Source organism: Amycolatopsis sp. La24 (assembly GCF_029087445.1).
GTDB classification, from domain to species: domain Bacteria; phylum Actinomycetota; class Actinomycetes; order Mycobacteriales; family Pseudonocardiaceae; genus Amycolatopsis; species Amycolatopsis nivea.
The window spans coordinates 20,153-43,957 of record NZ_JARACH010000025.1 but is presented as its reverse complement, the minus strand read 5'-3'; the positions used below and the strand labels follow the sequence as shown (position 1 = coordinate 43,957).

16 protein-coding genes, 1 tRNA gene and 1 pseudogene are annotated in these 23,805 nt (G+C 65.8%); 4 read left to right on the top strand and 14 right to left on the bottom strand.

Annotated elements, in window-relative coordinates; all coding sequences use genetic code 11:
- Window positions 1–134: 134 nt before the first annotated feature.
- The 4 genes and pseudogenes from PUT80_RS23435 to PUT80_RS23420 form a co-directional block, all read right to left on the bottom strand.
- Window positions 135–773 carry a response regulator transcription factor gene (locus tag PUT80_RS23435; RefSeq protein ID WP_275293453.1) on the bottom strand — a complete coding sequence of 213 codons (639 nt, stop codon included), beginning with the start codon at window positions 771–773 and terminating at the stop codon, window positions 135–137.
- Complete coding sequence (locus PUT80_RS23430; protein ID WP_275293452.1) at window positions 770–2,653, bottom strand: PAS domain-containing sensor histidine kinase; 1,884 nt, start codon at window positions 2,651–2,653, stop codon at window positions 770–772. The genes PUT80_RS23435 and PUT80_RS23430 overlap by 4 nt, the downstream gene beginning before the upstream one ends.
- A gap of 454 nt (window positions 2,654–3,107) precedes the next feature.
- The gene (locus tag PUT80_RS23425) at window positions 3,108–4,484 is read right to left on the bottom strand and encodes a flavin monoamine oxidase family protein (RefSeq protein WP_275293451.1); all 1,377 of its coding nucleotides are present in this window, start codon (window positions 4,482–4,484) and stop codon (window positions 3,108–3,110) included.
- A gap of 1,322 nt (window positions 4,485–5,806) precedes the next feature.
- Window positions 5,807–5,992: pseudogene (locus PUT80_RS23420) on the bottom strand (XRE family transcriptional regulator); the annotation flags it as partial.
- Between the two features lie 470 nt (window positions 5,993–6,462).
- Between PUT80_RS23420 and PUT80_RS23415 the strand changes: the two are divergent.
- Window positions 6,463–6,546: transfer RNA gene (locus tag PUT80_RS23415), tRNA-Leu, on the top strand.
- On the opposite strand, the gene PUT80_RS23410 is transcribed toward PUT80_RS23415, so the two are convergent.
- Window positions 6,511–8,181, bottom strand: a complete 1,671-nt coding sequence (locus PUT80_RS23410; RefSeq protein WP_275293450.1) for a recombinase family protein — start codon at window positions 8,179–8,181, stop codon at window positions 6,511–6,513. The two genes, PUT80_RS23415 and PUT80_RS23410, sit on opposite strands and share 36 nt — an antisense overlap.
- An 897-nt stretch (window positions 8,182–9,078) precedes the next feature.
- On the opposite strand from PUT80_RS23410, the gene PUT80_RS23405 reads away from it, so the two are divergent.
- Both PUT80_RS23405 and PUT80_RS23400 read left to right on the top strand, forming a co-directional pair.
- Window positions 9,079–9,270, top strand: a complete 192-nt coding sequence (locus PUT80_RS23405) for a hypothetical protein (protein WP_275293449.1) — start codon at window positions 9,079–9,081, stop codon at window positions 9,268–9,270.
- A gap of 260 nt (window positions 9,271–9,530) precedes the next feature.
- On the top strand, window positions 9,531–9,707 hold the full coding sequence (locus tag PUT80_RS23400; protein ID WP_275293448.1) for a hypothetical protein: 177 nt from the start codon (window positions 9,531–9,533) through the stop codon (window positions 9,705–9,707).
- A 937-nt stretch (window positions 9,708–10,644) separates the two neighbouring features.
- Here PUT80_RS23400 and PUT80_RS23395 read toward each other — a convergent pair.
- The 9 genes from PUT80_RS23395 to PUT80_RS23355 form a co-directional block, all read right to left on the bottom strand.
- A complete protein-coding gene (locus PUT80_RS23395) occupies window positions 10,645–11,352 on the bottom strand; it encodes a SprT family zinc-dependent metalloprotease (RefSeq protein ID WP_275293447.1) in 708 nt (235 codons plus the stop codon).
- Window positions 11,349–14,645: an HsdR family type I site-specific deoxyribonuclease gene (locus PUT80_RS23390; RefSeq protein WP_275293446.1), complete on the bottom strand. Its 3,297-nt coding sequence runs from the start codon at window positions 14,643–14,645 to the stop codon at window positions 11,349–11,351. Before PUT80_RS23390 ends, PUT80_RS23395 begins: the two co-directional genes overlap by 4 nt.
- Window positions 14,642–15,931: a restriction endonuclease subunit S gene (locus PUT80_RS23385; RefSeq protein ID WP_275293445.1), complete on the bottom strand. Its 1,290-nt coding sequence runs from the start codon at window positions 15,929–15,931 to the stop codon at window positions 14,642–14,644. Before PUT80_RS23385 ends, PUT80_RS23390 begins: the two co-directional genes overlap by 4 nt.
- Window positions 15,924–18,326: an N-6 DNA methylase gene (locus tag PUT80_RS23380; protein WP_275293444.1), complete on the bottom strand. Its 2,403-nt coding sequence runs from the start codon at window positions 18,324–18,326 to the stop codon at window positions 15,924–15,926. The genes PUT80_RS23385 and PUT80_RS23380 overlap by 8 nt, the downstream gene beginning before the upstream one ends.
- A 310-nt stretch (window positions 18,327–18,636) precedes the next feature.
- Complete coding sequence (locus PUT80_RS23375) at window positions 18,637–19,605, bottom strand: S-4TM family putative pore-forming effector (RefSeq protein WP_275293443.1); 969 nt, start codon at window positions 19,603–19,605, stop codon at window positions 18,637–18,639.
- Window positions 19,602–20,468, bottom strand: a complete 867-nt coding sequence (locus tag PUT80_RS23370) for a CBASS oligonucleotide cyclase (RefSeq protein ID WP_275293442.1) — start codon at window positions 20,466–20,468, stop codon at window positions 19,602–19,604. Before PUT80_RS23370 ends, PUT80_RS23375 begins: the two co-directional genes overlap by 4 nt.
- 26 nt (window positions 20,469–20,494) lie before the next feature.
- The gene (locus PUT80_RS23365) at window positions 20,495–20,998 is read right to left on the bottom strand and encodes a hypothetical protein (protein WP_275293441.1); all 504 of its coding nucleotides are present in this window, start codon (window positions 20,996–20,998) and stop codon (window positions 20,495–20,497) included.
- Window positions 20,995–21,441 carry a hypothetical protein gene (locus PUT80_RS23360; RefSeq protein WP_275293440.1) on the bottom strand — a complete coding sequence of 149 codons (447 nt, stop codon included), beginning with the start codon at window positions 21,439–21,441 and terminating at the stop codon, window positions 20,995–20,997. The genes PUT80_RS23365 and PUT80_RS23360 overlap by 4 nt, the downstream gene beginning before the upstream one ends.
- A 19-nt stretch (window positions 21,442–21,460) precedes the next feature.
- Window positions 21,461–22,366, bottom strand: coding sequence for an AAA family ATPase (locus PUT80_RS23355; RefSeq protein WP_275293439.1), 906 nt, complete (start codon window positions 22,364–22,366; stop codon window positions 21,461–21,463).
- 239 nt (window positions 22,367–22,605) lie between these two features.
- Between PUT80_RS23355 and PUT80_RS23350 the strand changes: the two genes are divergently transcribed.
- Window positions 22,606–23,721: an XRE family transcriptional regulator gene (locus PUT80_RS23350; protein ID WP_275293438.1), complete on the top strand. Its 1,116-nt coding sequence runs from the start codon at window positions 22,606–22,608 to the stop codon at window positions 23,719–23,721.
- Window positions 23,722–23,805: the final 84 nt, after the last annotated feature.

Below are 23,805 nucleotides of genomic sequence, written 5' to 3'. Positions count from 1 at the left end.
GGCCGTCGATCGCCGCGGACAACGCTACGAGCGGCCCTTGTGACCTGGGTCATCCCGGAGGACGGTCTTCGGGAGGAGATCGCTCCGGCCATCCGGAGGAGGAAGGCATCCTCCGCGCGGCCGGTGGCGGGGGATCAGTCGAGCAGGCCGCGCCGGATCGCCGCGGCCACTGCCGAGGCCCGATCGTTCACGCCGAGCTTCTCGTAGGCGTGCTGAAGATGAGTCTTGACCGTCGTCACGCCGACGAAGAGTTCGGCGGCGATGTCCTTGATCGCTGTTCCCTCGGCGGCGAGCCGCAGCACGTCGCGCTCGCGCTCAGTCAGCGGCGGCTGCTCCTGCCGGCGCGCCTGTCGCCGGAGTTCCTCGGCCAGGCCCGTCTGCAGCTCGGGCGGGATGACGGTAGCTCCGCCGGCGACGGCGAGGACGGTCTCGGCGACGGTCTGCCCGGAGACGATCTTCATCAGGTAGGCGCGGGCACCGGCAGCCAGAGCGCGGTAGACCGTCGCGCTGTCCTCGTACGCGGAGACGATCACGCATCGCGACGCGAGACCCTCGCGCGCGCACTGCTCGATGATCTCGATTCCGTCGGCCCCGGGGAGCATGAGGTCGAGCACCGCGACATCGGGTTCGGTCTGGCGAAGCAGTTCGAGCGCGTGCGCGCCGTCCCCGGACACTCCGACGACCTCGATTTCGGCATGGCTTCCCAGCTGCGCGGCCAGCCCGTCGCGATAGACGGGGTGGTCGTCCGCGAGCAGCACCCGCACCAGGTTCATCCGCGGCTCTCCGAGGTCAGTTCGCTGATCGTGCGGACGAGCGCACGAAGGTCGACGGGCTTGGTCAGGTAGGCGGCGGCCCCGGCTTCGGTGAGCCGGGTGATGCGCGGGCCGAGCGCGTCCGCGGACACGACGACGACCGGGATCGCCGCCGTCTCCGGCTGGGCGCGGAGGCGGGCGAGGACGTTCTCCCCGTCGGCGTCCGGGAGGTGCAGGTCCAGCAGGATGATGTCGGGCCGGGCCACGCGCGCGAGCGCGACGCCGTCGGCCCCGGTCCTCGCGCAGGTCAGCTCGGCGACGCGTTGCCGCTCAAGCACGCCTCGCACGAGTTCGACGTTCGCGTCGGCGTCCTCGATGTACAGGACGTGCACCGAGGACAGGTCGGCGAGCGGCTCGCCGGGCCCGGTCTCCGCCGCCTCGTGCTGCGGCCGCACCCCGGGAGCGATCGGCAGTTCGAGGAAGAACACGCTTCCCCGCCCCGGTTTCGACCGCTCGACCCCCAGCGTCCCGCCCATCGCCTCGACCAGGGTGCGGGAAAGGGTCAGGCCCAAACCGGTCCCTTCCACCTCGGTCCCGCCGGCGTCGAGGCGCTCGAACGGGGCGAAAACCCGCTCGGCCTCCTCGGCGGTCAGCCCCCGGCCGGTGTCGGTGACCAGGAACCGGATCCGCCCTTCGCCGGCGCGGAAGGACGCGGTCACCATGCCGTCCGGGCGGTTGTACTTCACCGCGTTGCTGAGCAGGTTCAACAGCACCTGCGCGAGCCGGCGCCGGTTGGCCACGACGGCGGTGTCGAGGCCGCCGTGGAAGTCCCGGGCGAGGGTGATCCCGCGGGCCTCCGCCAGCGGGCGCACGAGGACCAGCGCTTCCTGGAAGGCCTCGACCGCGCCGACCGGCTCGACCTCGACGTCCAGTCCGACGTGCTCGGTGGTGGTGATGTCGAGGACCTCGTTGATGAGGTTCAGCAGGTGGTGGCCCGCTTGCACGATCCGATGCGCCCGGTCGGCCTGCTCGCCGCGCAGGTCGAGCTCCAGGAGCTGGCCGAAGCCCAGGATCGAGTTGAGCGGAGTGCGCAGCTCGTGGCTCATCCGGGACAGGAACTCCGTCTTCGCCGCGTTGGCGCGCTCCGCCTCGTCGCGAGCGAGGCGGACGGCCTGCTCGGCGTGGCTGCGATCGGTGATGTCGGTCGAGATGCCGCCGACCGCGTACGGCTTTCCGTCCTCGCCGATCAGCGGGAACTTCGTGGACAGGTAGATCGTGTCTCCCGGGACCAGCTCCTCGAACATCATGCTTCGGGCCGCGTCGAGAACGCGCCGGTCGTTGGCGTGATAGGTGCGGCCGAGCCGGGCGCCGAAGATGTCGTCGTCGGTCATCCCGACGACGTCCTCCCGGCGGACCCCGGTGGCTTTCTCGAACGAACTGTTGATCAGCAGGTAACGCCCGTCGGCGCCCTTGAGGTAGATGAGCGCGTCGACCGCGTCCGCGATCGCCTGCATCATCTGCTCGCTCTCCCAGAGCGCGCGATCCGCCCGGGAACGCGACGCGGTGACGTCGAGCTGCACGAGCACCAGCCCGGCGAGCTCATCGGACCGCAACCGGTCGACGCGCAGAAGCACCGGAGTCTCCCCGCCAGCACCGGCGAGACCCACCTCGCGCGGTCCGCAGCCGGACGCGAGCGCGTCGGCGGGCAGCGCCGGGAACAGCTCGCTCAAGCAGGTGCCAGCCGGAACAGAACGGCCGAGCAGCGCGCTGAACGCCGTGCTGGCGGCGACCACCTCGGCGCCGTCCGGCCCGTGGCGCACGATCAACGACGGCGCGACCGCAAGCTCGATCAGCTCCGCGGCCGCCGTCGATACTCCGTTGGATCGGCGCGACACGTCCACAGCCGCAGATCCTAGGCGCACACCGGCAGTGCGTCGGCCCATGACGCTGGTAAGCAGGGGGAATTGAGCTCGCTCTTTCGATTCAGGTCGCCGCCGGAGCTGATGACTTGAGCGCACGCGGCGTACCGGTTGCGCGTTCGGAATCCTGCACCGCCGCGTCCAGCATCGCCAAGCGCTTGTCCCGCAGCGGTTTCGCCGGGGCGACGGCGTCTCACGGCGTCCCGTTCACGGTCGAGGACTCGCTGGACGTGGCGGGGGAGGGGCACCGCACGCGGCTCCGCGCTCTTCCGGAACGGTGCACCCGCTGCCCCTGGGACGCGAGCGGATTCCAGGCGGGCCGGGCCGCGGGGAACCGGCCACGACCGCCGTCGGGACGTCGCTGCCCCGGCTCACCTGATCGAGGAGTCCTCGGGAGCAGGACCGACCCGTCCTGCTCCCGAGGAAACAGCGCGAATTATTGCGAGACACCGAGTTGCCGAGCGACCTGCTCAGCAGCCCGCTGACCAGTCAGGACCGCACCGTTCATCGTTCCGGCCCACTCACCCGCGGTTTCCACCCCAGCCCAATGCACGCGCCCGTGCGGCTCGGCGAGAGCGCTCCCGTAACTGCCGGACGCGTAAGGCGGAACCGCGGGGTTCGGCCCGCCCGGGGCGAACGGTTCCGTGCCCCAGCAGTGGTCCACGTAGTCGATCGGGGCACCGGCCTGCGGCCCGTAGAGATCGACGAGCTGCCGGACGACGCGGTCCCGCCGGGCTTCCGGGCTGAAGTTGTCGTACACCCGGGGGTCGCAGAAGGCCATCAGAATGCCCCGTCCGCTGTCGTCGGGCGAGACGTCGAACGTGATGAACACGGTGCCGGTGTCGGTCAGTGCCTCGCCGGAAAGCCCGCTGCTGCGCCAAAACGGCTTCTCGTAGGCGACGAACGCCTTGCTCAGCGCGCCCATGCGCCAGGTCTTGGCCAGCCACTCGCCCTTCTCCGGCAGCGCAGGCTCGAACTTGATGTCGGCCCGGTGCGCGGGAGCAGCGGTGACAATGGCGTACTGGGCGTTGATCACCTCCGAGTCGGTGCTCACCTTAACGCCACTGCCGTCCTGCGCGATTCGCCAGACCGGAGTGCCCACCACCACCCGGTCGCCGAGCTTTTCGGCGAGCCGCGTGGCGATCTCCTGAGTGGTTTCGGCGTAGCGCTCCTCTTGCTGACCGTCCTCGACGTCCAGCATGTGCGAAACCCCGCCCGCCGCGCGGATGTAGCGCAACGCGTGCAGCAGCGAGACGTCACCCGGGCTGCAGCCCCACTGCACCTTGCTGAGAATGGTCATCAGCGCACGCGTGCCAGGATGCGCGTCGTTCTGGTCGAGCCATTCACCGAACGAAATCGCATCGAGCCGGTCGGCTTCGGGAGATTCCCAGACTGCTTCGACGTCGACCGTCGAGAGCAGTTCGTGCAGAATCCCTTGCACGCGGCCCATGTCCTCCACGGCCTCAGTCGAAATCTCGGGAATGGTGCCCTGGTAGGTACTGCGCTCCCCGCCCATCCACAGAACATTGAGACCCTTGCCGAACTGCGGGGTCGTAGTACACCCCAGCCGGCTCGCGAGATTCCGGATCTCCGTGTGCCGCCGCGAAACCCACGTCGCCCCGAGATCGACCTTGACCCCCGCGACCTCGCCGGAATACGACCGGCCACCGATCCGGTCGCGCCCCTCCACGACCCGCACGGACACGCCCAGGTCCGCCAACCGTTCCGCAGCGGTCAACCCGGCGAATCCAGCGCCGACGATCACGACGTCCGCCGATACGGTATTCGGTTCGCGCTCAACAGATTTCGACATAGTTCCCTCCTTGACACCCGCGGTCCGCGTGGTGTGCGATGCATCGGGTAATCGCCTCGGCTGCGAAAATCCCGCGCACAGCTGGGCGGCCCGGTGTCCGGATGCCTCAGCTGTCATGACCGCCCTGGTTCTCGCTCTTTCCGCTGCCGATGCTTTCCACTGTTCCTGCCAGCGACAGCGGCTCCCCACTGCAGAACGCACCTGATTTCCCGAGGGCCGGTGCACGATGCACCGAGTTCCTTGGCCACAGACCAGCCGGGAAATCCGGAACCTTTCCATCCGCCAGGTTCCCGCCCGATGGCTGCCGAGAGCTTCGGGCGACTACTACAGTTTCTCTTATTCAGAAGACCACCGTTGCAGTGCGGACCGGTCTATGCCGAATTGCATTTCACGAGCACTCTCGCTGGATTCGCTCGAGAAAGTTTCGGGAGGACCGGGCCGCCTGCCCGGCAGAAGCCTGCCTCTGCCGGGCCCTGGCGGAGATCACCAGAGGTGAACCAGCCAGTTTTCCGTTCTCACGTCCGTGTCGAAGACATCGTCGTGCTCGCGCGACAACTCGGTCAGGAATACGGCGACGGAGTAATCGCGGACATCAGACGATCTGGAGAAGTTCGCTCTCAGTCCGGAGCGTGCTAGTGAATCGCTGCACCTGCGCCAGGGGAGGGGACGGTGGCGTAGCCCAGACTTCGACAGTCAGCCTGACGTCGGCAATTCCCGGCCGGAGCGTGAACAGCATGCAGGTATCCGACGACGTCACTGCGTCGGCACCGGATGTGCGTTCGGTGAGTTGCCGGGCAACGGTGAGCACGTCGCCGGTTCCCATGACGAACTGCTGGAATTCGGGGCGAAGTTCGGCGCGGACCGCGGCGCGAGGCGGTTATGCCGTCATGGTCGGCAGCGTAGCCCCCGTGGCTGGCTGTCCGCTCCGCACAAGGGTTTCTACCAGGACGTCGATGACGTCGTAGGTGCCGCCGTTGAGGAGGTGCTTCCGGCCGGCTGTGTCCTTCAAAGCCGAGCCGGACGACAGTGTCGTCTTTCCGGTCAACGGTCGTGGATAGACCTTACGCTTACGCGGTCCTGGTGAAGATCATCTATGCGGGATTCCTGAGCCAGGCCCCGGCGGAGCCGGGATCCGGCGTCCCCCCCCGGGGCCGTCCTGGAGGTCTGCGCCGCTGAGCGAGCACCCGCTTCGCCATGGGAAGCGGGTTTCCTTGCTCACGAGACGGCCGTGGATGTCACTGCATCCGCGGCCCGCATGGGTAAGTGGCCGCATGGACAGGACCGGCCCTGTCCTCCCAAGGTGTGCCTCTGGGCGAGTGCCAGCCGAGCGTGGTCGACAGGGCTTCGAGCGTGCGCGCGCTCCGTCGGCGCTCGACAGTGTGGTGCTGCAGCTCGCGCACGATCGCCTGCGACACGTGCGACCGCTCCGCCAGCTCGCGTTGCCGCCAGCCGAGTTCGTGCACCCGCATGTCGATCGCCTTCGCGACCGCCGCCCAATCCTCCGACACCTATTCCTCCGCGCTCCGCCTCAGCGCCGAGATTAGCGCCGAGATTAGCGCGTCATTGCGATCTTCTAGCGCTGCGTAGCGCGATTGTAACCGTTCGTTACCATACGGGTTGATCGGAGGTTCGGCTACTTGGAGCGTCTCGTCGGATTTGTCCGCCCAGAAGTCGAGGGTTGTGCGAGTTCGCTGCGTGCCTGGGCCTGCGGACGTGTCGTTGTTCGACTTGCCGGTGAGCGAAGCTGCCCGTCGCCGATAGGGATGCTCAAGCGTTAAGGACGGTCTTGGAGCATCTGGAGGGCCGCCGCAGTGCGCTGGCGACTGCTCGAACGCGACCTGTATAGGGCTGACCTGCAGAGATGCGAATGAGTATCTGAATGTTGAGAACATATGATAATATCATGCGAGCTCTCAGCGCTGTTTCGCACCCCCCTGAAATGACGTGTCTGATCGTCGTATACTCTCTTCATCAGCAAGTCCGAGTGGCGGAATGGCAGACGCGCTAGCTTGAGGTGCTAGTGTCCTTAACGGACGTGGGGGTTCAAGTCCCCCCTCGGACACTTCCCATAACCCCAACTGTGCGCATCGAGACTAGTTTCGATGCGCACAGTTCGTTTACCGGGGTGGTAGGTCGCGTGTAGGTGGAGCTGTCGGTAGGTCTCCGCTTTGCGGTTGGTGTCGGCTTCGGCCAGCACGTTCCGGATGTCGCCCAGTCGCTCGATCAGTTCGGCGATCTGCTCTTTGGTCAGCCGTTGCGGCAGGGGGCGTGCGACGAGGCGTGCCTTGGCCTCCGCGCGGCGGGCCTGCGTTTCGGTGATCCAGGCGGTGACCAGCTTGACGTCGGCTCCGGCTTCGAGGGCTGCGCGGTGGCGTCCGAGTGCTCGGTCGCATTCTTCGACTGCCTTGGCGGCGGCTGCTGCGCCGGGGTCGACGTCGGGTTCGGGCTGAGCTTCGTGGAGGTCGTCGATGGTCTCGGCGAGGCGGTGAGGTGCGAAGCAGGTGCTGAGCCAGCTGTCGAGCGGGCCGATGAGGTCCCGCTCGGCGAGGTAGACGTTGCGGGGGTGCTCGGTCTTGTTGGCCAGTCCGTATTCGTTGGGGTAGCGGCAGCGGTAGAACAGCTGCTCACGGCTCTTCTGGCCTTGCATGCGTCGTCCGCAGATTCCGCAGTGCAGCAGGCCGCGCAGGACGTAGCGGTGCTGGGTGCGGGTCCGTTCCCGGGTCTTGCGACCGGCGCCTTTGGCGGCGGCGATCTCCTGCGCGCGCTGGAAGGTCTCGACGTCGATGATCGGTTCGTGGACGATCTGTTCGGAGAAGATCCACTTGTCGCGGGTGTTCCAGCGCATCTTGGTTTCGTGGCCGAGGCCGACGTCTTCGACGTCGATGAGGACTTCGTCTTTGCGCTGCTTGTTCCAGACTTGGCGGCCGGTGTAGCGGGGGTTCGCGAGGATGACCCCGACGGCGCCTTTGGACCAGGCGACGCCGGTGCGGTGGCGGTTGCGGGCGGGGTCGTTGCTCGAGGGGGAGAGGATGCCGTCGCGGGTGAGCGCTTCGGCGATGGCGAACTTCCCGCGGCCGGCGACGTACTCGGCGTAGATGCGCTGCACGATCGGCGCGGTGGCGGGGGCGGGTTCGAGGCGGTGCAGCCGTTTGCCTTCAGCGGCTTTGGCTGGGTTGGGGTGTGGTCCGGCGTCGGCGAGCCGGTAGCCGTAGGGTGGTCGGCCGCCGAGGAAGCGGCCTTCGACGGAGGCTTGAGCGGCCATGGCGGCGCGGACGCGGATTTTGATCCGGTTGCGTTCGCCCTTGCTCATCCCGCCGAAGACGGACATGACGAGGTCGTGAGCTTCGGATTCCGGTTCGATCGCGCCGCCGACCTCGGGTACCCACAGGCCGACGCCGTAGTGGACGAGGACGGGGAAGGTCAGGCCGTACTGGTTGCCGTAGAAGGCGCGCTGGGGTTCGCCGACGACGATGGCATCGAACCCGCGGTCGGCGCTGCGCATCGCCGCCAGCAGCCGGGTCGCTTCGGGTCGGCGTTTCCAGGGGATCGAGCGTGACTGCCCGACGTCGAAGTACTCGGCGACGATCTCGCCGTGCTTGTCGACCAGCGCTTTCGCCCGGGCCAGCTGCCAGTTTCGGGACGCCTCCGGATCCTGCTGGTCCTCGGTAGAGACTCGCCCGTAGAAAGCGAACCGCATGATCACTTCTCCTTGTCCGCATCGAGCAGCAGCTGCAGCAATGCGGCTGCGGCGCCCTGCGGCAACTGCGGCGGGGACGTCGGCAGCAGTACGGCAGGCGCGACCACGTCGCGTCGACGACCACGCCGCGGCCGGCTACCGGCCGCGTCCTGGCGTTTCGGCGGTCGTGAACGGCACGGTGCCGAGCTTGATCGTGGAGAAGTATTCGGAGGAGTCGTCATGTCCGCCCCGGGCTCGTCGCGTTGCAGGGATCGTCCACGACACCGTCGTAGCGGCCAGAGCGGAAGTACCCACTCAGGTCGACTTCGACGGCGCGCGTCTCGACGACTAACTCCGCCTGAGGAGCGGCAGGGAGACACCGCGATACCGAATCGTAAAGGTCATCTGGTTCGATCGTGCAGCCGTCTGAACTCGGGTTACCGTCGCCGAGCGATCGCCAGCAGGTGCAGGTCGTCTCAACCCGACGCGTGCTCCTGACTGTAACGACTCGATGGAGTTAACCGGAGGGTTCTTGGTTCGAGTCCAAGCGGGGGAGCAAAGCCCAGGTCAGCGGCCTGGGCTTTTTTGCTACCCGTAAGTAGGGGCGATTTAGTGTCGATTTTGACGGTCGTCCAGGCAGCCGCAGCCGCCGGTGCCGCTTCGGAGCCGCGGGGCGGCACGCTGCGTCGGCCGCTGTCGATCCCTGGCAGCTGGTCGGGCCCTGGAGCCGCGCCCCCGGGGGAGCGGGCAGGTCGCGCTGCCGTTGCACGTTTCCGAGGCATCGCGGTCCGGGCCCGGGAAGACGCCTCGACGGGTACGGGAGGCGGACCACCGTCCAGCTGACGAAACCCGCCACTGGGTCGTGCAGGCACGCCGCGGTCGAACACCTCGACTGTTACTCCACTGTGGACATATCCGATGCCCAATCTCTGCGCGCACACGGACTTTGCCAACAACCAGCACGCGCTGTCCCCAGTCCTGCGGGATGTCGTGGACCGGCTGCGCGGTGGCATGCTGGCCAAGTCGGCGACCGCGGCGGAGGTTCCGCCCCAACGCCGCGCCCGGCCCCGCCGCGACAGACCGACCGGTCCGCCCAACGGAGACGACTGACCCTGTCAGCCTGCGCGGGCTCCGGGTGGACCCTCCTGCTGTCCGGGGTGCTCTCGTTGGCCAACACCGCCAGCGGGCAACTGTCACACACCGCCTGGACGCTTCAGCTGGACCTGCCTGGCACGCTGCGGATCCCCGCCAGTGCGGACGAGCTTGATCGCAGGTCTGCGGACGAAGAAAATGCGCAATAACCGTGTTCCGACATATCGGAAAGCGGTGGGTTCGCCATCGGCGGCGTCGAACGTCTCGGTCCGGTCGCTGTGCCGCTTCCGGACACCGTCGTGCCGTTGCGGCTTACTGCTCGGGAGCTGGCTGCGAGGTCGGATCTTCCGTCCGCGGAGGCGCTGGCGGCGAGCGCGCGCATCGAGTACGGTGCGCTGCTGAGTGTCCCGGTGACTGGCTCGGCGCTGAACCATCGGGTCATCGGCTGTCTCTAGCTGGTTGACAGGTTCGACGAGTCGGCTGACGTCGGCAAACGTGACCAGTTGGCGTCGGTTCTGGCCGCGTAGGGGTCGGGCTCAGGCACCCGGTATCTGGCCGGGGCGTGCTACTGGGGCAGGGCGCGCCTGCTGCGTGCGTGTGAGCAGCTGTTCGATCTCGGTGGCTTGTGGTGCTTTGAGGCGTCGGTAGATGTCGAGTGCTCGGCGGAGGCCGGTTGTTGCTCGCTTGTGGTGCCCGGGGAGGCGCGTCCGAGGTAGTTGAGGGAGATGACTTTGGCACGAGCGGCTTCCGACGGTTTCGTAGAGGCGCAAGTCTTCGGCGTGGTGGCCGACGGCGCTCCACAAGCAACCGTGCGCGAAACGCGCCGTGCCGAATGGATGACGTACCCGGCAGTTGGCACTGCACCGAAAACGACCGGACGCCCTGAAACGTGTTCGAACTGGCCAAGCTGGACAGTTCGGCGGGGCGCTTCGGCGGCGTACGTCCGGCACGACATCGACCTGGAGACCGTCCGGGGCAGACTGAAGAATGCGGAATTCGCTGCGGCGGAAGCCGGATTGTTCGACGACGCCGCCGCCGTGCTCGCGCGTGCTCGAGGCGCAGTTCGACGCCTTGCCGAGCACCAGCGCACCGATCGCTGCACTCCCGCCGCCACCCACCAAGCCAGCGGCACGGTGCCTTCGTCAACGTTGGGAACAGTGCTGACCTGCGGATCTGCGTCGGTAGCCTGGTGGTTGAAGCAACTTTCGCGTTGTGACGTCCCACTGACGGTCGTTGTCGTGGGCTGTCACGGATGGATGCTGTCGGGGTTGCCTGACGGGCCGGGTCGTATTTGTCGGCGGCCCGGCCCGTCAAGCCGCGAACATCTGCTTCTGTCGATGATGGGGCTGGGTCGGCCTGCGTCGGGTCGTCTGACGAGAGAGCGAGGTCGGCTCAGTCACGTCGTTCCCCAAACCAAAGGCAGGTACCCCGCTTGGCCAGCTCCTGCTTGCGTTCTTCGTAGTCAGGCATGACGCGAGCGAGCAGCTGCCAGAACGCAGGGCCGTGGTGAGGCTCGCGCAGATGTGCGAGTTCGTGCGCCAACACGTAATCAACGAGTGGTGATGACAGTTGGAGCGTCGCCCAGTGGATGCGTACGCGCCGTCCCGCCGTGGCGCTTCCCCACTTGTGGCCGAGGTCTGCCACCTCGATAGGCCCTGCATCGACTCGTAGTCGCTCTGCCCACGCCTTGGAGCGAGGTTGCAACCAGGCCTCGCCGCAGCGCTGGTACCAGGCGATCAGGCTCACCTCTCCTATTTCGACGAGGTGCCGAGGTAGGATGAGTCGGCCGCGCTCTAGGCGGACAGCGCCGTCCACGTCGCCGATCTTCAGCCGATGGCTGCGACCCAGGTACAGAAAGCCCTCGCCGTCGACAAGCTCCTTGGTGATGGGCTCGTGCTGCAGGAGCTCCTTTTCCGCGAGCTTGCGGTAGACCCACTCGCGTTTCGATGCCAGGAATTGCTGCAGCTCCTCGGCCGCCACGTCCTCGGCAGCCCTCAGACGCAGCGATCCGTCGGCTTCGATGGTGAGGCGCGCCTTGCGGCTGCTGCCGCCAAACTCGATCAGTACGCGCAGATCGTCAAACTGGAGAACGGCGCTCATGAGCGCCTCCGTGCACGGATTTGCTCCCTGAGCAAGGACTGGTTGGCTCGCGCCAGCTCCATGAGGCGGTCGGCAATGGCTGCCTGTTCGGAGAACGGAAACAGGTCACGGTCGTCCAGCTGGTGGATGATGTCCTTACGCAGCTCGTCCTGGGCATGCGGGTTGTGCCAGAACCGAACGATGCCCGCGTGCCGGATCACCTCGACGACGATGTCTTCGGCGAGATGCAGGATGCCCGCCCGGACCTCGTCAGGCAGGGTGGCGCTGGTGGCGAACTCGCTCTCCAGAAGGCCGTAGAACCGGGCAACGAGTGGATCCTCGTGCACACGCGACGCCGGCTCGTCGACAACGTCGCCGAGCAGCACCTCGAGCGCGAGGCTGAGCTGGTCCCACTTGCCGGTCAGCGCCTTCAGGATCTCGTCGAGGCGCTCGGAGAGCTTGGTGTAGCGAGCGGGATCCTCGTCGAAGTTCTTGCGAATGTGGAAGCGAAGGGCGTGCTCCATCTCCGAGGCTTTCGCCTTGTCGGAGGTGAGGCCCTTGACCTTTGCGAGAAAGTCGGGGTCAGTGATCGAGACGGGCGGGATCTTGGCCGCGATGTCGAGCGCCGTGACGTGCTCGTCGATCAGGGCGCGCACCTTCTCGCCGTACAGCGAGGCGTTGAATTCTCCGAGACCGTCGTCTCGGTAGCGTCGCCGGGCGACCTTTTGGATCAGGCCGAGCCGCTTGGCGTCGGCCGCGAAGGGCAGCGCCTCCGGCCGGGGCAGGACTGTGTCGAGTGCGGTGAGGAACTGCTTGAGCAGCACACCAAATCGGGCCCGGAGGGCGTCGTCCGAAAGCAGGTCGACACAGGCCTCGATGTCCTCGTCCAGGTCGAACGTGCCAATGCCCGCCTGGGTGAAGAGCGCCACCACCCGGGCGTGTCGATCGCGCAGCTTCGGTACCTCGTCGGTGATCGAGGCCAGAGCCCCGATGGCATCCTCGGCGTCCTCAGGTGCATAGGCCTGCAGCGCCTTCTGGAGGTGGGCACCAACGCCGAAGTAGTCGACAAGGAGGCCAGCGGCTTTGCCTGGGCTGGTCCGGTTGACACGGGCGATGGCCTGGAGCAGCTCGGCATCCTGGATGAAGCGGTCGAGGTAGAGCGCCTGCTCGACCGGGGCGTCGAAGCCGGTCAGCAGCATGGTGCGTACCAACAGGAAAGCGACGGGGCTCGTCTGCTCGCCTGGGAGGCCCAGCGGCTTCTTGAACTCGGCGATGACTGCGTCCTGGCGGGACTTGTCGGTCCACTGCAGCCAGGTCGGGTCATCATTGTTGCTGCCGGAGATGACCGGAACGAAGTCCAGGATCCGGATCAGATCAAGGTGTGGCAAGGCGCGGATCAGGACCTGCTTGCGCCGATCGAGGCCGTCGATGTCCAGCCTGCCGTCCTCGGCCCCGCGCACGAGGTGCTCCGGCAGACGCTCGATCTGACCGACGAGGTCGTCCCGCGCCGCGAGGAGCGCCTCGCGGTATCGAACCGTCGCCAGGCGGCTGGTAGCTGACAGCTGCGCCTTGAAACCGCCGGGTAGCACCGTTGATATGTAGTGCCAGAGAATCGACTTCGCCTTGGCTGCGATGAGCTTTGGCGCTTCCAGCACCGCGCCGGTCGTGGCGTAACGCGCCTTGAGTTTCTCGATCTCCTCGTCAGTGTGCTCGGCGAACATGTCCTCGAACAGTTCGTCCAGATCACTCCCGCCAGCCACCGCACCCTTAGCGGTGCGCCCCTCGTAGAAAATAGGGACAACGGCACCGTCGTGCTCGGCCTGGCGGATCGTGTACTTGTCGATGAACGACCCGAAGATCGCGTCGGTGCGCTTCTTGCCCTCGCGCATGATCGGCGTTCCGGTGAAGCCGATCTTGGCGGAGTTCGGCAGTGCCGCCATGAGGTTGGCGTGCAGCGTCGAAGTTTGGGAGCGGTGCGCCTCGTCGACGAGGATCACGACGGTCTCGTCGGTATTCAGGACACCGAGCGCCTCGGTCTTCTCGTCCGCGGCCATGCGGGTCTCACCGGCACCAGCGGTATCCGTGTCCCGGTACTTCTGGATCATGGCGAAGACGAGCGCAGGGCCCTTCTCCTCGAGGATGGTTCGCAGCTGAGCCGTGCGTCGTGCCCGGACGACGCCCTCACCGGAGAGCTTGGCGGTCTCGGAGAGCTGCTTTTCGAGGTCGGTTCGGTCAGTGATGACCACGACCTTGAAGGCGCGCAGCACTCGATCCGAGCGCATCGCCCGCACCAGGAACACCATGGTCAGGGACTTACCCGAGCCTTGGGTGTGCCAGATCAGGCCGCCACGGCGGTCACTCTCGCCGTCCTGGGCTCGCGTCTTGCCGGTCCGGAGGCGTGTCAGTGCCCGGCCGACGGCACGGTACTGCTGGTAGCGGGCGACGATCTTGATCCGTCTGCCGTTGACCTCCGTGAAGAGGGTGAAGTGCCGGACGAGATCGAGCAGATTGGACGGCGCAAGCATCCCGGCAACCAGCAGCTCTTGGCCCGTCAGCTCGGCCGCGGGCTTGCCGAGCTGAGCTGCCAGCTCGTCGCGGGTGAGAGGGAAGGCGTCTTTCCACTCCAGGAAGTGCTCCGGTCCAGCGGTCAAGGTCGCGACACGAGCCTTGTCACCGTACGTCGAGACCACGAACTGGTTAGTCCAGAACAACTGCTCATTGCCCTCGGGCAGGCCGAGGTGACGCTGGTTGGCGTAGCGACGAAGCTGGGTGATGCCCTCGGCCATCGGGTCGGTGATGTACGGGCTCTTGCACTCAATGACCACCAGCGGGATGCCATTGACGAACAGCACGACATCGGGAGCGACGAACTTCTTGGCCTGGCCGCCGGGCTCATCCACCCGGAACTGGCTGATCGCCAGGAAGTCATTGTTGGCTGCGTCGTCAAAGTCGATGAACCGGACGCGCTGCGAGCGTCCCTGATCCCAATTCGGTAGTCCCGCCACAGGCAGGCCCTCAAGGAGGCGCTCAGTCATCCGCTCGTTGAGCTCGATGAGCTTGCCCACCTCAGAGCGCGTAAGCGACGAGACCACCTCGGCCAGGCGCGCATCGTCCAACCACGGCAAACCGTCCGGCCCTGGGTTGATCTTGAGCAGTGAGGCGCGGAGCCGGCCTTCGAGGATCGAGCCGCGGAACGAGTCGCGCTCCGTCACTGACGGATCTGACTTCGACCCCTCGATGACCTGCCAGCCGAGACCGGACAACTGATCGAGCAGCGGCTTCTCGACCTCGGTGTACTCCGGGCCTGGGCTCATGAGGCAGCCTCGGCAGGCACGCGGGCTCGTCCAGTCAGGAGATCCGCAAGGATTGCCGCCTTCTGTGCTTTTGTCTTCGCGAGAGACTTCCGCTCCGCTAGTACTACGTCTGAGTGCGCCTTCATGACTGCACAGATACGGGCCTGCTCGGCCGGGTCAGGAAGCGGTACTTCCAGGGGACGGAGGTCCTGAAGGTTGATATTGCGCTGAGCGCTCTGCGGGGCTCGCGCTTCGAGTCGCGGCTTCGCAGCGCGCAGTACGAACTGCACGTATTCGGCACGATTAGGTGGACGGACTGCTACGCCGACCACGCTGTCAGGGAAGTACATGGGCTGCCCGAGCATAGCCGTGTCCGCGATGTTGGCGGCAATAGTTACTGCAATAGTCCCAGCAGGAAAGCTACGGCTCACCGCTGCTCCCAGGTGACTCAGCGATTGGCTGGCATCGACAATTTCCCCGCCCGCTGCCGCGGCGATGTCCCCGGTCTGAATGAACGGAAATGGCCCGCCGAGATACATTGGATCATTTCTGGGGCGATGGCCGAACTTCCCTCGCTCAACTTCTGCGATCTGATCGAGTCTGACGACAGTCCAATTCGCGGGAAATGACCCAGCGTTACTGGTCCGCATTTCGAAAGATCCCGTTGGGCGAGTGTGGCCGTTCTGATCAACTCCGCGGCTCAATAGGTCATTCATCAGCCCATGGCCTGCTTTTTCGAGCTTGGCAATAACTCTCGACGTCAGTCGAATCTGGGCATCCAAAGCGTCGAGCACTTCCGCCACGCGCCGCTGCTCGTCGACCGAAGGAACTGCGACCGGCATGGCGGCGAATGCCGACGACGACAGTTCGATCTGGTTCGTCGACCCGGCGTAACATCTTGCCTCAAGGTATCTTTGACCTTGTGGACTGCGAAGTATGTCGTTCAGCCAGCGGCCGACAAGATCCTTCTCGCGGGGTCGGGCCACAGTCACATGGCCATCGACTATGTACCTGGCCCCGTCTTCTTGGAAGACAACGGAGCGACCAATAGTTCCCGCCCCCGTTGAGTTGATCAGGACATCCCCGGTCTGAGGTATCACAACGTTCGACATAGGTTTGGCTGAGTGCGGCCGCGAACGTGACCCATCAAAATCGGCATCCGTAACGCATCGCTGCCCGATTGCCATGACATCCGATTCGTCAACATAAACCGGTGCTGTGCCACGGCGAAGAAGAGTTGTCAGATCTCCGACAGTGCGCGACGGCCAATCAACTACGGTTGGGATGACGGGCGCTTTCTTACTCATAGCCAAGCTCCTTCAAGAACCCAGCCAGCTTCGCTGCTGCTGCGGCACGCTCGGCTTCGAGCGTCGCGAGCGGCGTCCGATACTTATCCCACCAGGTCTCGAACGCCGCGATCACCGCCCGACGATGCCGGGCAATGCGGTCCTGGGCCTCGGCCAAGAGATCGCGCTCCATGGCGTCGAGCACGACCTGACGCGTGGACGTGTCGTCAAGCGCTGTGCTGGATGCTGCGAGGCGGTCGGCGAACGCCGCCTTCTCGATCTTTAGTTGCTTCTTGGTCGCCGTCAGCTTGCTCTTCAGCCTCTTGATTTCAGCCAGCGAGAGTGCCTCTTCGCTAGGCTCGGCGTCATCCTCATCATCAGAGGTAGTAGCCGCCTTGATCGTGTTGTCCAACTCGGCCACCTCGGCTTCGAGGGCGGCCAGCCGATCGAGGTACTCAGGCAGCAGCGCGCGTGCCACCTTGTGGTCGAGAGGGTTGACCTTCGCCTTTTCTTCGGCCAGCGCATCGAGCACCGTAGCGCCCCATGCCTCAATGAGGCCGCCGTAGCCGTGCGTTGCGAGCGCCTTCAGGTCGGGCAGACTCTCGCCCCACCAGGACGCGACGATGCCGCGGATCGCGAACGGATCCAGCAGCGGTGTTGAGGCCAGCGTGTCTCGGAACGTCTCGATCAGGTCTTTGCGCAAATCAACCAGGTCGCCAGGCGACTCCAGTTTGTCGAACCGTGACTCCTGCTCCTCCCACCAAACACCGATGGCATCAAGCACGGCAGTCTCTGCGGCGACAACTCCGGAGTCAGCCTCGATCAGCCGACGTAGGTCGCGTCGCTCGGTCACGATGTCAGCGAACTGCAGATAGCCGTCGCTCTTCGGGCTAAAGAGGTGCTCTGGCATCAGCCCATGGTCGGCGAAGAGATCAGCCTTCGCGCTGACTTCGCTTTTCGGGATGCCGCCGTGCAGATGCGCCCGTACGTCCTGCGGCTCGGGAGGTGGCGTGGTGTCGACGTAGCGGCGGATGTTGAGGTTGTCGTCGTTCTCAGCTAGCTCATCGCGGGAGATGACGCGCGCGAAGCCAGGGACGTCCTCGAAGGTGCGATAGGCCGATACGATCTTTTCGATATGTTCAGGCTCCAGGTAGTTTTGTGCCCGGCCTTCTCGGTAATCCCGGTCCGCGTTGATAAACAGCACCTTGCCCGCACGGTCCTTGGGCTTCGAGCCGACCGGCCGCAGTACGAGGATGCATGCCGGGATGCCCGTTCCATAGAAGAGTTGAGGGCCGAGGCCGATCACGGCTTCGATGAGGTCGTCGTTCAGGAAACCGCTGCGGATCTTCCCCTCGTCGCCGCTACGGAACAGCACGCCGTGCGGCATAACAGTGGTGACGAGGCCACCAGGTCGGGTGACCGCCAGCATGTGCTGGACGAACATCAGGTCGGCCTTCTTGCCCTTCTCAGGCGTGTAGCCATAGCGGAAGCGCTCGGGGAACGGGATCGCGTCGGCGCTGTAGTTCATCGAGAAAGGCGGGTTGGTGATCACTCGATCGAACCGCTGCAGCTCCCCGCCGGTGATGTGCGCTGGGTCTTCGAGCGTGCCGTCGTCGTTGTTGCGAAGATCGGCATCGGGGATGCCGTGGAGCAGCATGTTCATCTTGGAGATGGCCCAGACGCTGCCATCCTTCTCCTGGCCGGCGAGGGCGAGGTTACGTCCGTCGCCGCCCGACTCCTCGACGTACTCCTTGGAGAGGATCAGCATGCCACCCGAGCCGGTGCACGGGTCGTAGACACTCATGCCGGGATGCGGGTCGGCGATCTGCACCATGAGGCGGACAACGTCACGCGGGGTGTAGAACTCGCCGCCCTTCTTGCCTGCCGAGTCAGCAAAGTCCCGGATCAGGTACTCGTAGGCGGCGCCGAGGAGGTCGGGGAACTCAAAGTCCTGCTGGCGGAGCGGCACCTTGTTGAAGTGCACGATCAACTCGCGCAGCTTCTTATCGGACATCGACGACTGACCGATCTTGCGGTTGAAGTCGATGTGCTGCAGCACCCCGTCGAGCGACCGGTTGCTGTGCTCCAGTTCCTCGAGGGCCTTGTTCAGCCCATTGCCGACAGACTTGTGGAGATGATCGCGAATCTGATCCCAGCGTGCCCGCTGCGGGACGTAGAACGTCCGATAGAACGACGGGGACTCGGCCCGCTGCTCGGCCTCGGCCTGACTGCGCCCCCTCGCCTGCTGCTCCGAGATGACCTGCTGCCGCTCCGACTCGAACTGGTCGGAGGCGTATTTCAGGAACAGCATCCCGAAGATGTACTCCTTGTAGGCCGAGGCCTCCATAGAGCCGCGCAGCACGTCCGCAGCAGCGAACAGGTGCCGCTCCAGTTGCGGCAAGGTCAAGCGAGACATCCGGTAGCTCGTCCTTCCTGTTGCACATCAGCTCTCGCTTCTGGGGCCGATCGGTCCGGGCGGAGCTGCGTCCTGCAACCTTAGCCACGAGGCGATCGAGCCATGCCGATCCCCTCTCGCCGGGGGAACAGGCCCCGAACTGCGGAGATGCTTGATCAACTTGGTGCTCCCGGCAGCGGGAGTACCAGAGATCGAGAACAGTGCTGACCAGCGATTTCTAGCTGGCCACCTGATAGGTGGAGCCGGTTCCAACTAACTCCACTTGGTTGAGCGGTTCGCTGGGCGGGCTTGGTGCATTCCGCCCAGCGCACTATGTGGATGGGGGTGGGTCGTGGGCGAGACGGCGGCGGTGGCCTTCTGCGGTGTCGCCGAAGTCGCGTTCGTCGTCGTCGCGGAAGTGTTTGTAGAACCACTCGGGTACTCGGGCTGGCTCCAGGCGGGTGCGGAGGACACCGTCCTGGACGTCGCGGGCCACGTTGCGGAGGCGGTGCCATTCGGTGTCGGGCACGGGGCCGGGGCGTGCGTTGTTCAGTTCGGTGTTGACGACCTTGGCGAGTCGGTCGCGTTCGTCGGCCACTTTGCGTTGGCTGGACCAGATTTCGTAGGCGATCTGGTAGGCGGCCAGGGATGGGACGAAGAAGCTGAGGAGGGTGTCGAGCAGCGTCGCGTTCGCGACCGCGAGACCGACGATCAGGCCGATGGCGGTCCACAGGAATGCGGCGGCGGCGATGAGGTGGCTGTAGCGGCGGCGCAGGCGGGCGTCCCAGGTGAGGTTCTGTTCCTGGGCGATGAAGACGTCGTAGGGGTGGTGTACGTCGTGGGTGGGGTCGTACCAGCCGTCGGTGACGCGCTTGTCCTTCTTGCCCCCGCGGGGGAGTTGGCGGGCGAGGCGGCGGACGTCTGGTTCGGGGATGGGGTCGCCGGCGACGGTGGCGCGCCAGGGCATGTGGAACAGGGCGGTGTCGAACATCTCCTGGAGCAGGGCGCCTTGGCGGGCGGTGTTCCCGGTGAGGCCTTTGAGCAGGAAGGCGGAGACGACGAACCAGAAGAACCCGACGATCGAGACCACGGTCCGGCCATGTCCGATCAGCGTGATCAGGACGCCGGCGGCGGCGAGCAGTACGGCGGCATCGACGCGGGCGGCCTCGAGGAACTGGCCACGTTGGTGGCTTGCTGCGGCGGCGCGCTGCAGGAGCAGCATGTCGTCGTCGAGTTGCCGTTCGTGGATGGCCCGAGGCGGTATCCCACGAACGCCGCCGGGGTTGGTGGAGAGGTTCATGGCTTGGTCATCCGGTTCCCGAAGAGCCTCTTCCACTCGTCGTAGGCGGCTTTTTCCTGGTCCTCGTCATCGAGGTCGACTGCCCGCTCGGCAACGGCGCGGGCTTGGTTGAGCGCGTTGGCCGCGGCGAGTTTCTGGGTGGCGTTCATGACGGCGTTGACGTCGCTGCCGAGACCGGCGGGGTCGGGCCATTCGTCGCCGATGCGTTCGGCGGCGGTGGCCAGGAAGCAGATGATCTCGTCCTGGTAGCGCCCGATCGGTGGCTTCACCAGGGACTGGGCCATGACCTCCAGCAGGAAGGAGGGCGCGACGGGTTCGCCGAGTTCGCGGTTGATGCCCTTGATCATCTTGACGAAGGGGACGTACTTGCCGTCGCAGTCGGCGTTCTTGGCGATGCTTAGCTCGTGGTGGCGTTTGGGGTTGGTCGCGAGCCATTCGCCCGCCGATGGGTCGGGGATGTAGTAGCCGCCGTCCTCTCGTTTGAAGGCGGGCACAACGTCGATGGACATGACGTCGTCGTCGGCTCCGTAGGGGATGACGACCGCCATGCCGTCGCGGGCGGCGGCGCTCCACTTCTGGCGGAGCAGGGTCTCCAGGGCGTTGATGACCTGGATGGGGGCCTGGTCGCGGAAGCCGGCCTGGGAGCCGTCGGCGTTGAGGACGACGAAGATGTCGATGTCCTTGAGCTTCTTGGTTTTGGTGTCGCGCCGGTAGCTGCCGGTGAGGAAGTTGTCGGCGAGGTCCCAGTGCGACTTGACGAAGTCGCGGATGGCCACGTGTCGAGCCTTGGCCAGGTTCTGCTCGGTCTGGGTGATCTCCAGGTTGTGCTTGAGCTTGGCGAAGGCGTCGTCGATGTATCCCATAGCGGTGGTTGTTCCTGCTCGTGGTCTCAGTTGTGGTAGTACCGCATGCCGGTCGAGGCGTGCGGGGCGGAGCCGAGGGTGCCGAAGGTGATGCCGCGCAGGCCGTCGGTGCTCGCCCTCTGGCCAGGACCCCAGCCTGGTTGCGGGGTGCGCGGGCCGTTGAAGGTGCAGAACAACTTGTAGGTGGTGCCCGCGGGCACGCGGTCGAGCTTGGCGCGGAACCGGGCGAGCCGGGCGCGGGAGGCGGTGAACTCGGCGTTGCCGTCGCCGGAGGCGGTGTAGGACACCGGGAACTCGATCACCGGCACTACGGCACCTGAGGGCTGGTGGCACTCGAGGACGACCGTGTCGAGGGAGCCCTCCTCGATCCACGCCTTGATCGCGTTCTCGTTCTGCACCCAGTCACGGCGCAGCCGGTCCATGTAGATCCCGAGATCAGCGAGGATGTCGGTGATGGCGCCGAGGATGATGTCGGTCAGGTGCGTAGCTGTGTGGGTCCGGGTGTAGCTGTAGGTATAGGTCGAGGTCATCGCTGGGTCACCGCCCGGCGGAGGGCCTCACGGTCGATCAGCGGACCCGAGCTGGCGGCCTTCGTCTCCGCGGTGGGCGGGGCGGCGTCCGACAGTCGAGCGTGCCCGTCCACTGCTGCCTTCACCTGCTCCTGAAGCGGGGCGGGCGACGGGAGGTAGACCGTGAAGTCGTCGGCGCCCGCCGCGCCGGGGACGGGGTTGAGGTTCTCCTCAAGCGTCAGCGCCGCCGTGCCGGACACCGTGGTGATCTCGCAGTGCACCTTGCCGGCCACCAGGGTGATCGGGTGCTTGTGCAGGTGCCCTCCCGCGACCAGCATTCGCCCGACCGCCTCGACGGCCGACATCGCCTGCATCGCCTCGTCGCGCAACAGCGCGGAGGACTGTGCCACGGTGTCCGCCACGAGGTCCGCGATCACCGACCAGGTCGCGCTGGCGCTGCGCACAGGCGAGGCCGCCACCTCCCTAGTGCGTCGCACGGGACACCTCCGACCGGTTCGTCTCCGCGACGGCGTTGCGCACCGCGGCGGCCAGGTCGTCCTCGGTGAGGCTGCCGGGGTCGAGCACCGTGTCCAGCCGCTGAGCCAGGGCTTCGAAGACCACCTTGCGCGTGCGACGGCCGTCCAACCCGTCTGCGGCCTCGGCGATGCGGTTCATCGCCGAGGAGCGCGCCAGGTCACCCAGGGCCGGGTACTTGTCGGCGAGCGTGAGCAGCGTGGAAGCCAGGATTTCCCGCAGCGCCGCTGGCTCCGGGAGCGGGACGAGGATGCCGGCGTCGGAACGGGACAGGAACGCCTTGTCGAGAGCGGTGGTGAAGTTGCTGGTCGCGACGAAGAACAGGTGCGGGTGCTCGGCGGCGTTGAGGTCCAACGCCGTGAGCACCGCGTCGGTGGCGCGGTGGACATCCGCCGGGTTGGCGGCCAACGACGCCGCCGAGCGAGCGACCGCCATCGACTCGACCTCGTCGAGGATCACCACCGTCGGCACACCGTCCGACGCCAGCCCCGGCACGTACTCGCCGAGCAGCTCGCTGACCCGCTGCTGCGACTGCCCGTGCTCGGCGCGCATCAGCCCGTGCGGGTTGATCTCGATCCGCCGCACCTCCTCGCCGGGAACGAAGCGCGCGACCTGCGCCGGCAGACCGCGCGCCAGGGTCGTCTTGCCGGTGCCGGGCGGCCCGTAGAGCGTGCACAACCCGTGCAACGCCGTCACCTCGAACGGCAGCTCAGGCCGCACGAGCAGCGCCAACAAGGTCTGGTTGCGCAACCGCTCCTTGATCGCTTCTGGAACCACGATGGCGTCCCACAGCGCAGCCTCCGTCGAATCGGCGGTGACCACCTCCTCGGACAGCACGCACTCCTGAACCTTCACTCTCAACTCCGTCCCCCACGCACGGCGGTAGCCTCAGATTCGAACATAATTTTCTCGAATATCGGTAGATTACACGACAGAGTTGATGTTCAACCCGACACGCTTCACTCGGGCGTGTCCTGTTGGGGTCCAGTTATTTGACCGCCCGGTAACCGAGGTGTGCCTAAGATGCGAGCGGAGATCAAGATCGAGAACCGTCCGCTGAGCAGCGGACACCGACTGGCGCGGAGACGAGCGACGTGAACGACCCGCAACTGGACCCCGGCGACATCGCGGCCCTGTTCGATCGGGCCAGACTGCGGATGGCCCGCGAGCTTCGCGGTCTCACCCAGGTGCAGCTGGCGCGGGAAGTCGGCTCCGTCACCGCAGCCTCGGTCAGCCAGTTCGAGAACGGGCACGCCAAGCCCGCCACATCGACACTCCGCCGCCTCGCGGTCGCGTTGCGGGTGCCGCCGACCTTCTTCGCCGCGCCAGCTCGTCCCCCTGCTCAGGACGAGGTGAACGGGTTCTTTCGCAGCCTTCGATCAACTTCTCCGCGAGATCGCCAGCAAGCTCTGGCCTACGTGCACCTCGCGCGGGAACTTGCACTCGAACTCGAGAAGCATGTCGCGTTGCCAGACCTCAATCTGCCGCGTGTCCCGATTGACGGCGGGCAGCCGCTTCAGTCGGCCGACATCGAGCAAGCGGCAGCTCGGGTTCGCGACCATTGGAACGTGCCACAGGGCCCGGTTCGCGATGTTGTGCGATTGCTGGAGATGAACGGGATCGTTGTCGTTCGTTTTCGTGTCAGTATCGAAAAAGTCGACGCATTCTGTGTCGACTTTCCCGATCGGCCCGTCGTCGCCCTAGGTGCTGATAAGGGTCTGCGCGACCGCTCCCGCTTCGATGCGGCCCACGAACTGGGTCACCTAGTTCTGCACGGAGTTTCGGGGAAAATTGGAGACAAGACCACGGAAGGGCAAGCTCACGAGTTTGCCGCATCGTTCCTCATGCCAGCTGATGACATTAAATCAGAACTTCCGGATCGACTTGACTGGCCCGCTTTTCTACGTCTGAAGGCAAAATGGCAAGTCTCGCTGGCGGCCCTTCTGGTGAGAGCAAAGACGCTTGGCGTCATGAGCGAACACGCGTACGCGCAGGGATGGAAAGCGCTGTCCGCGCGTGGATGGAGGAAGGTGGAGCCAGGTCCTTTGGGGAACCCGGAGGTACCAGTACTCCTGCAGCGTGCACTAGAACTCATGGAGACGACCGGTCTCTCTTTTGAGGGTTTCATCAACCGCTCTGGACTTCCGGGGGCAGACGTTCGGACGCTGCTCAGCCGGGATATCACCGAGCGTCCCCGTGTCGAGTTCTGATCCTTCGAGTGTCAGTCGGCGATCGAACCATTTTCGGATCAGGACAGTCCACCTCCGTATGCGCAGGACCACACCAAGCTTTCG

Bases quoted from the DNA above. Each gene is read 5' to 3' on its own strand.
- PUT80_RS23435 (WP_275293453.1), bottom strand. From the start codon at position 773: ATGAACCTGGTGCGGGTGCTGCTCGCGGACGACCACCCCGTCTATCGC.
- PUT80_RS23425 (WP_275293451.1), bottom strand. From the start codon at position 4,484: ATGTCGAAATCTGTTGAGCGCGAACCGAATACCGTATCGGCGGACGTC.
- PUT80_RS23410 (WP_275293450.1), bottom strand. From the start codon at position 8,181: ATGCGGTTCGCTTTCTACGGGCGAGTCTCTACCGAGGACCAGCAGGAT.
- PUT80_RS23405 (WP_275293449.1), top strand. From the start codon at position 9,079: ATGCCCAATCTCTGCGCGCACACGGACTTTGCCAACAACCAGCACGCG.
- PUT80_RS23395 (WP_275293447.1), bottom strand. From the start codon at position 11,352: ATGAGCGCCGTTCTCCAGTTTGACGATCTGCGCGTACTGATCGAGTTT.
- PUT80_RS23390 (WP_275293446.1), bottom strand. From the start codon at position 14,645: ATGAGCCCAGGCCCGGAGTACACCGAGGTCGAGAAGCCGCTGCTCGAT.
- PUT80_RS23385 (WP_275293445.1), bottom strand. From the start codon at position 15,931: ATGAGTAAGAAAGCGCCCGTCATCCCAACCGTAGTTGATTGGCCGTCG.
- PUT80_RS23380 (WP_275293444.1), bottom strand. From the start codon at position 18,326: ATGTCTCGCTTGACCTTGCCGCAACTGGAGCGGCACCTGTTCGCTGCT.
- PUT80_RS23375 (WP_275293443.1), bottom strand. From the start codon at position 19,605: ATGAACCTCTCCACCAACCCCGGCGGCGTTCGTGGGATACCGCCTCGG.
- PUT80_RS23370 (WP_275293442.1), bottom strand. From the start codon at position 20,468: ATGGGATACATCGACGACGCCTTCGCCAAGCTCAAGCACAACCTGGAG.
- PUT80_RS23365 (WP_275293441.1), bottom strand. From the start codon at position 20,998: ATGACCTCGACCTATACCTACAGCTACACCCGGACCCACACAGCTACG.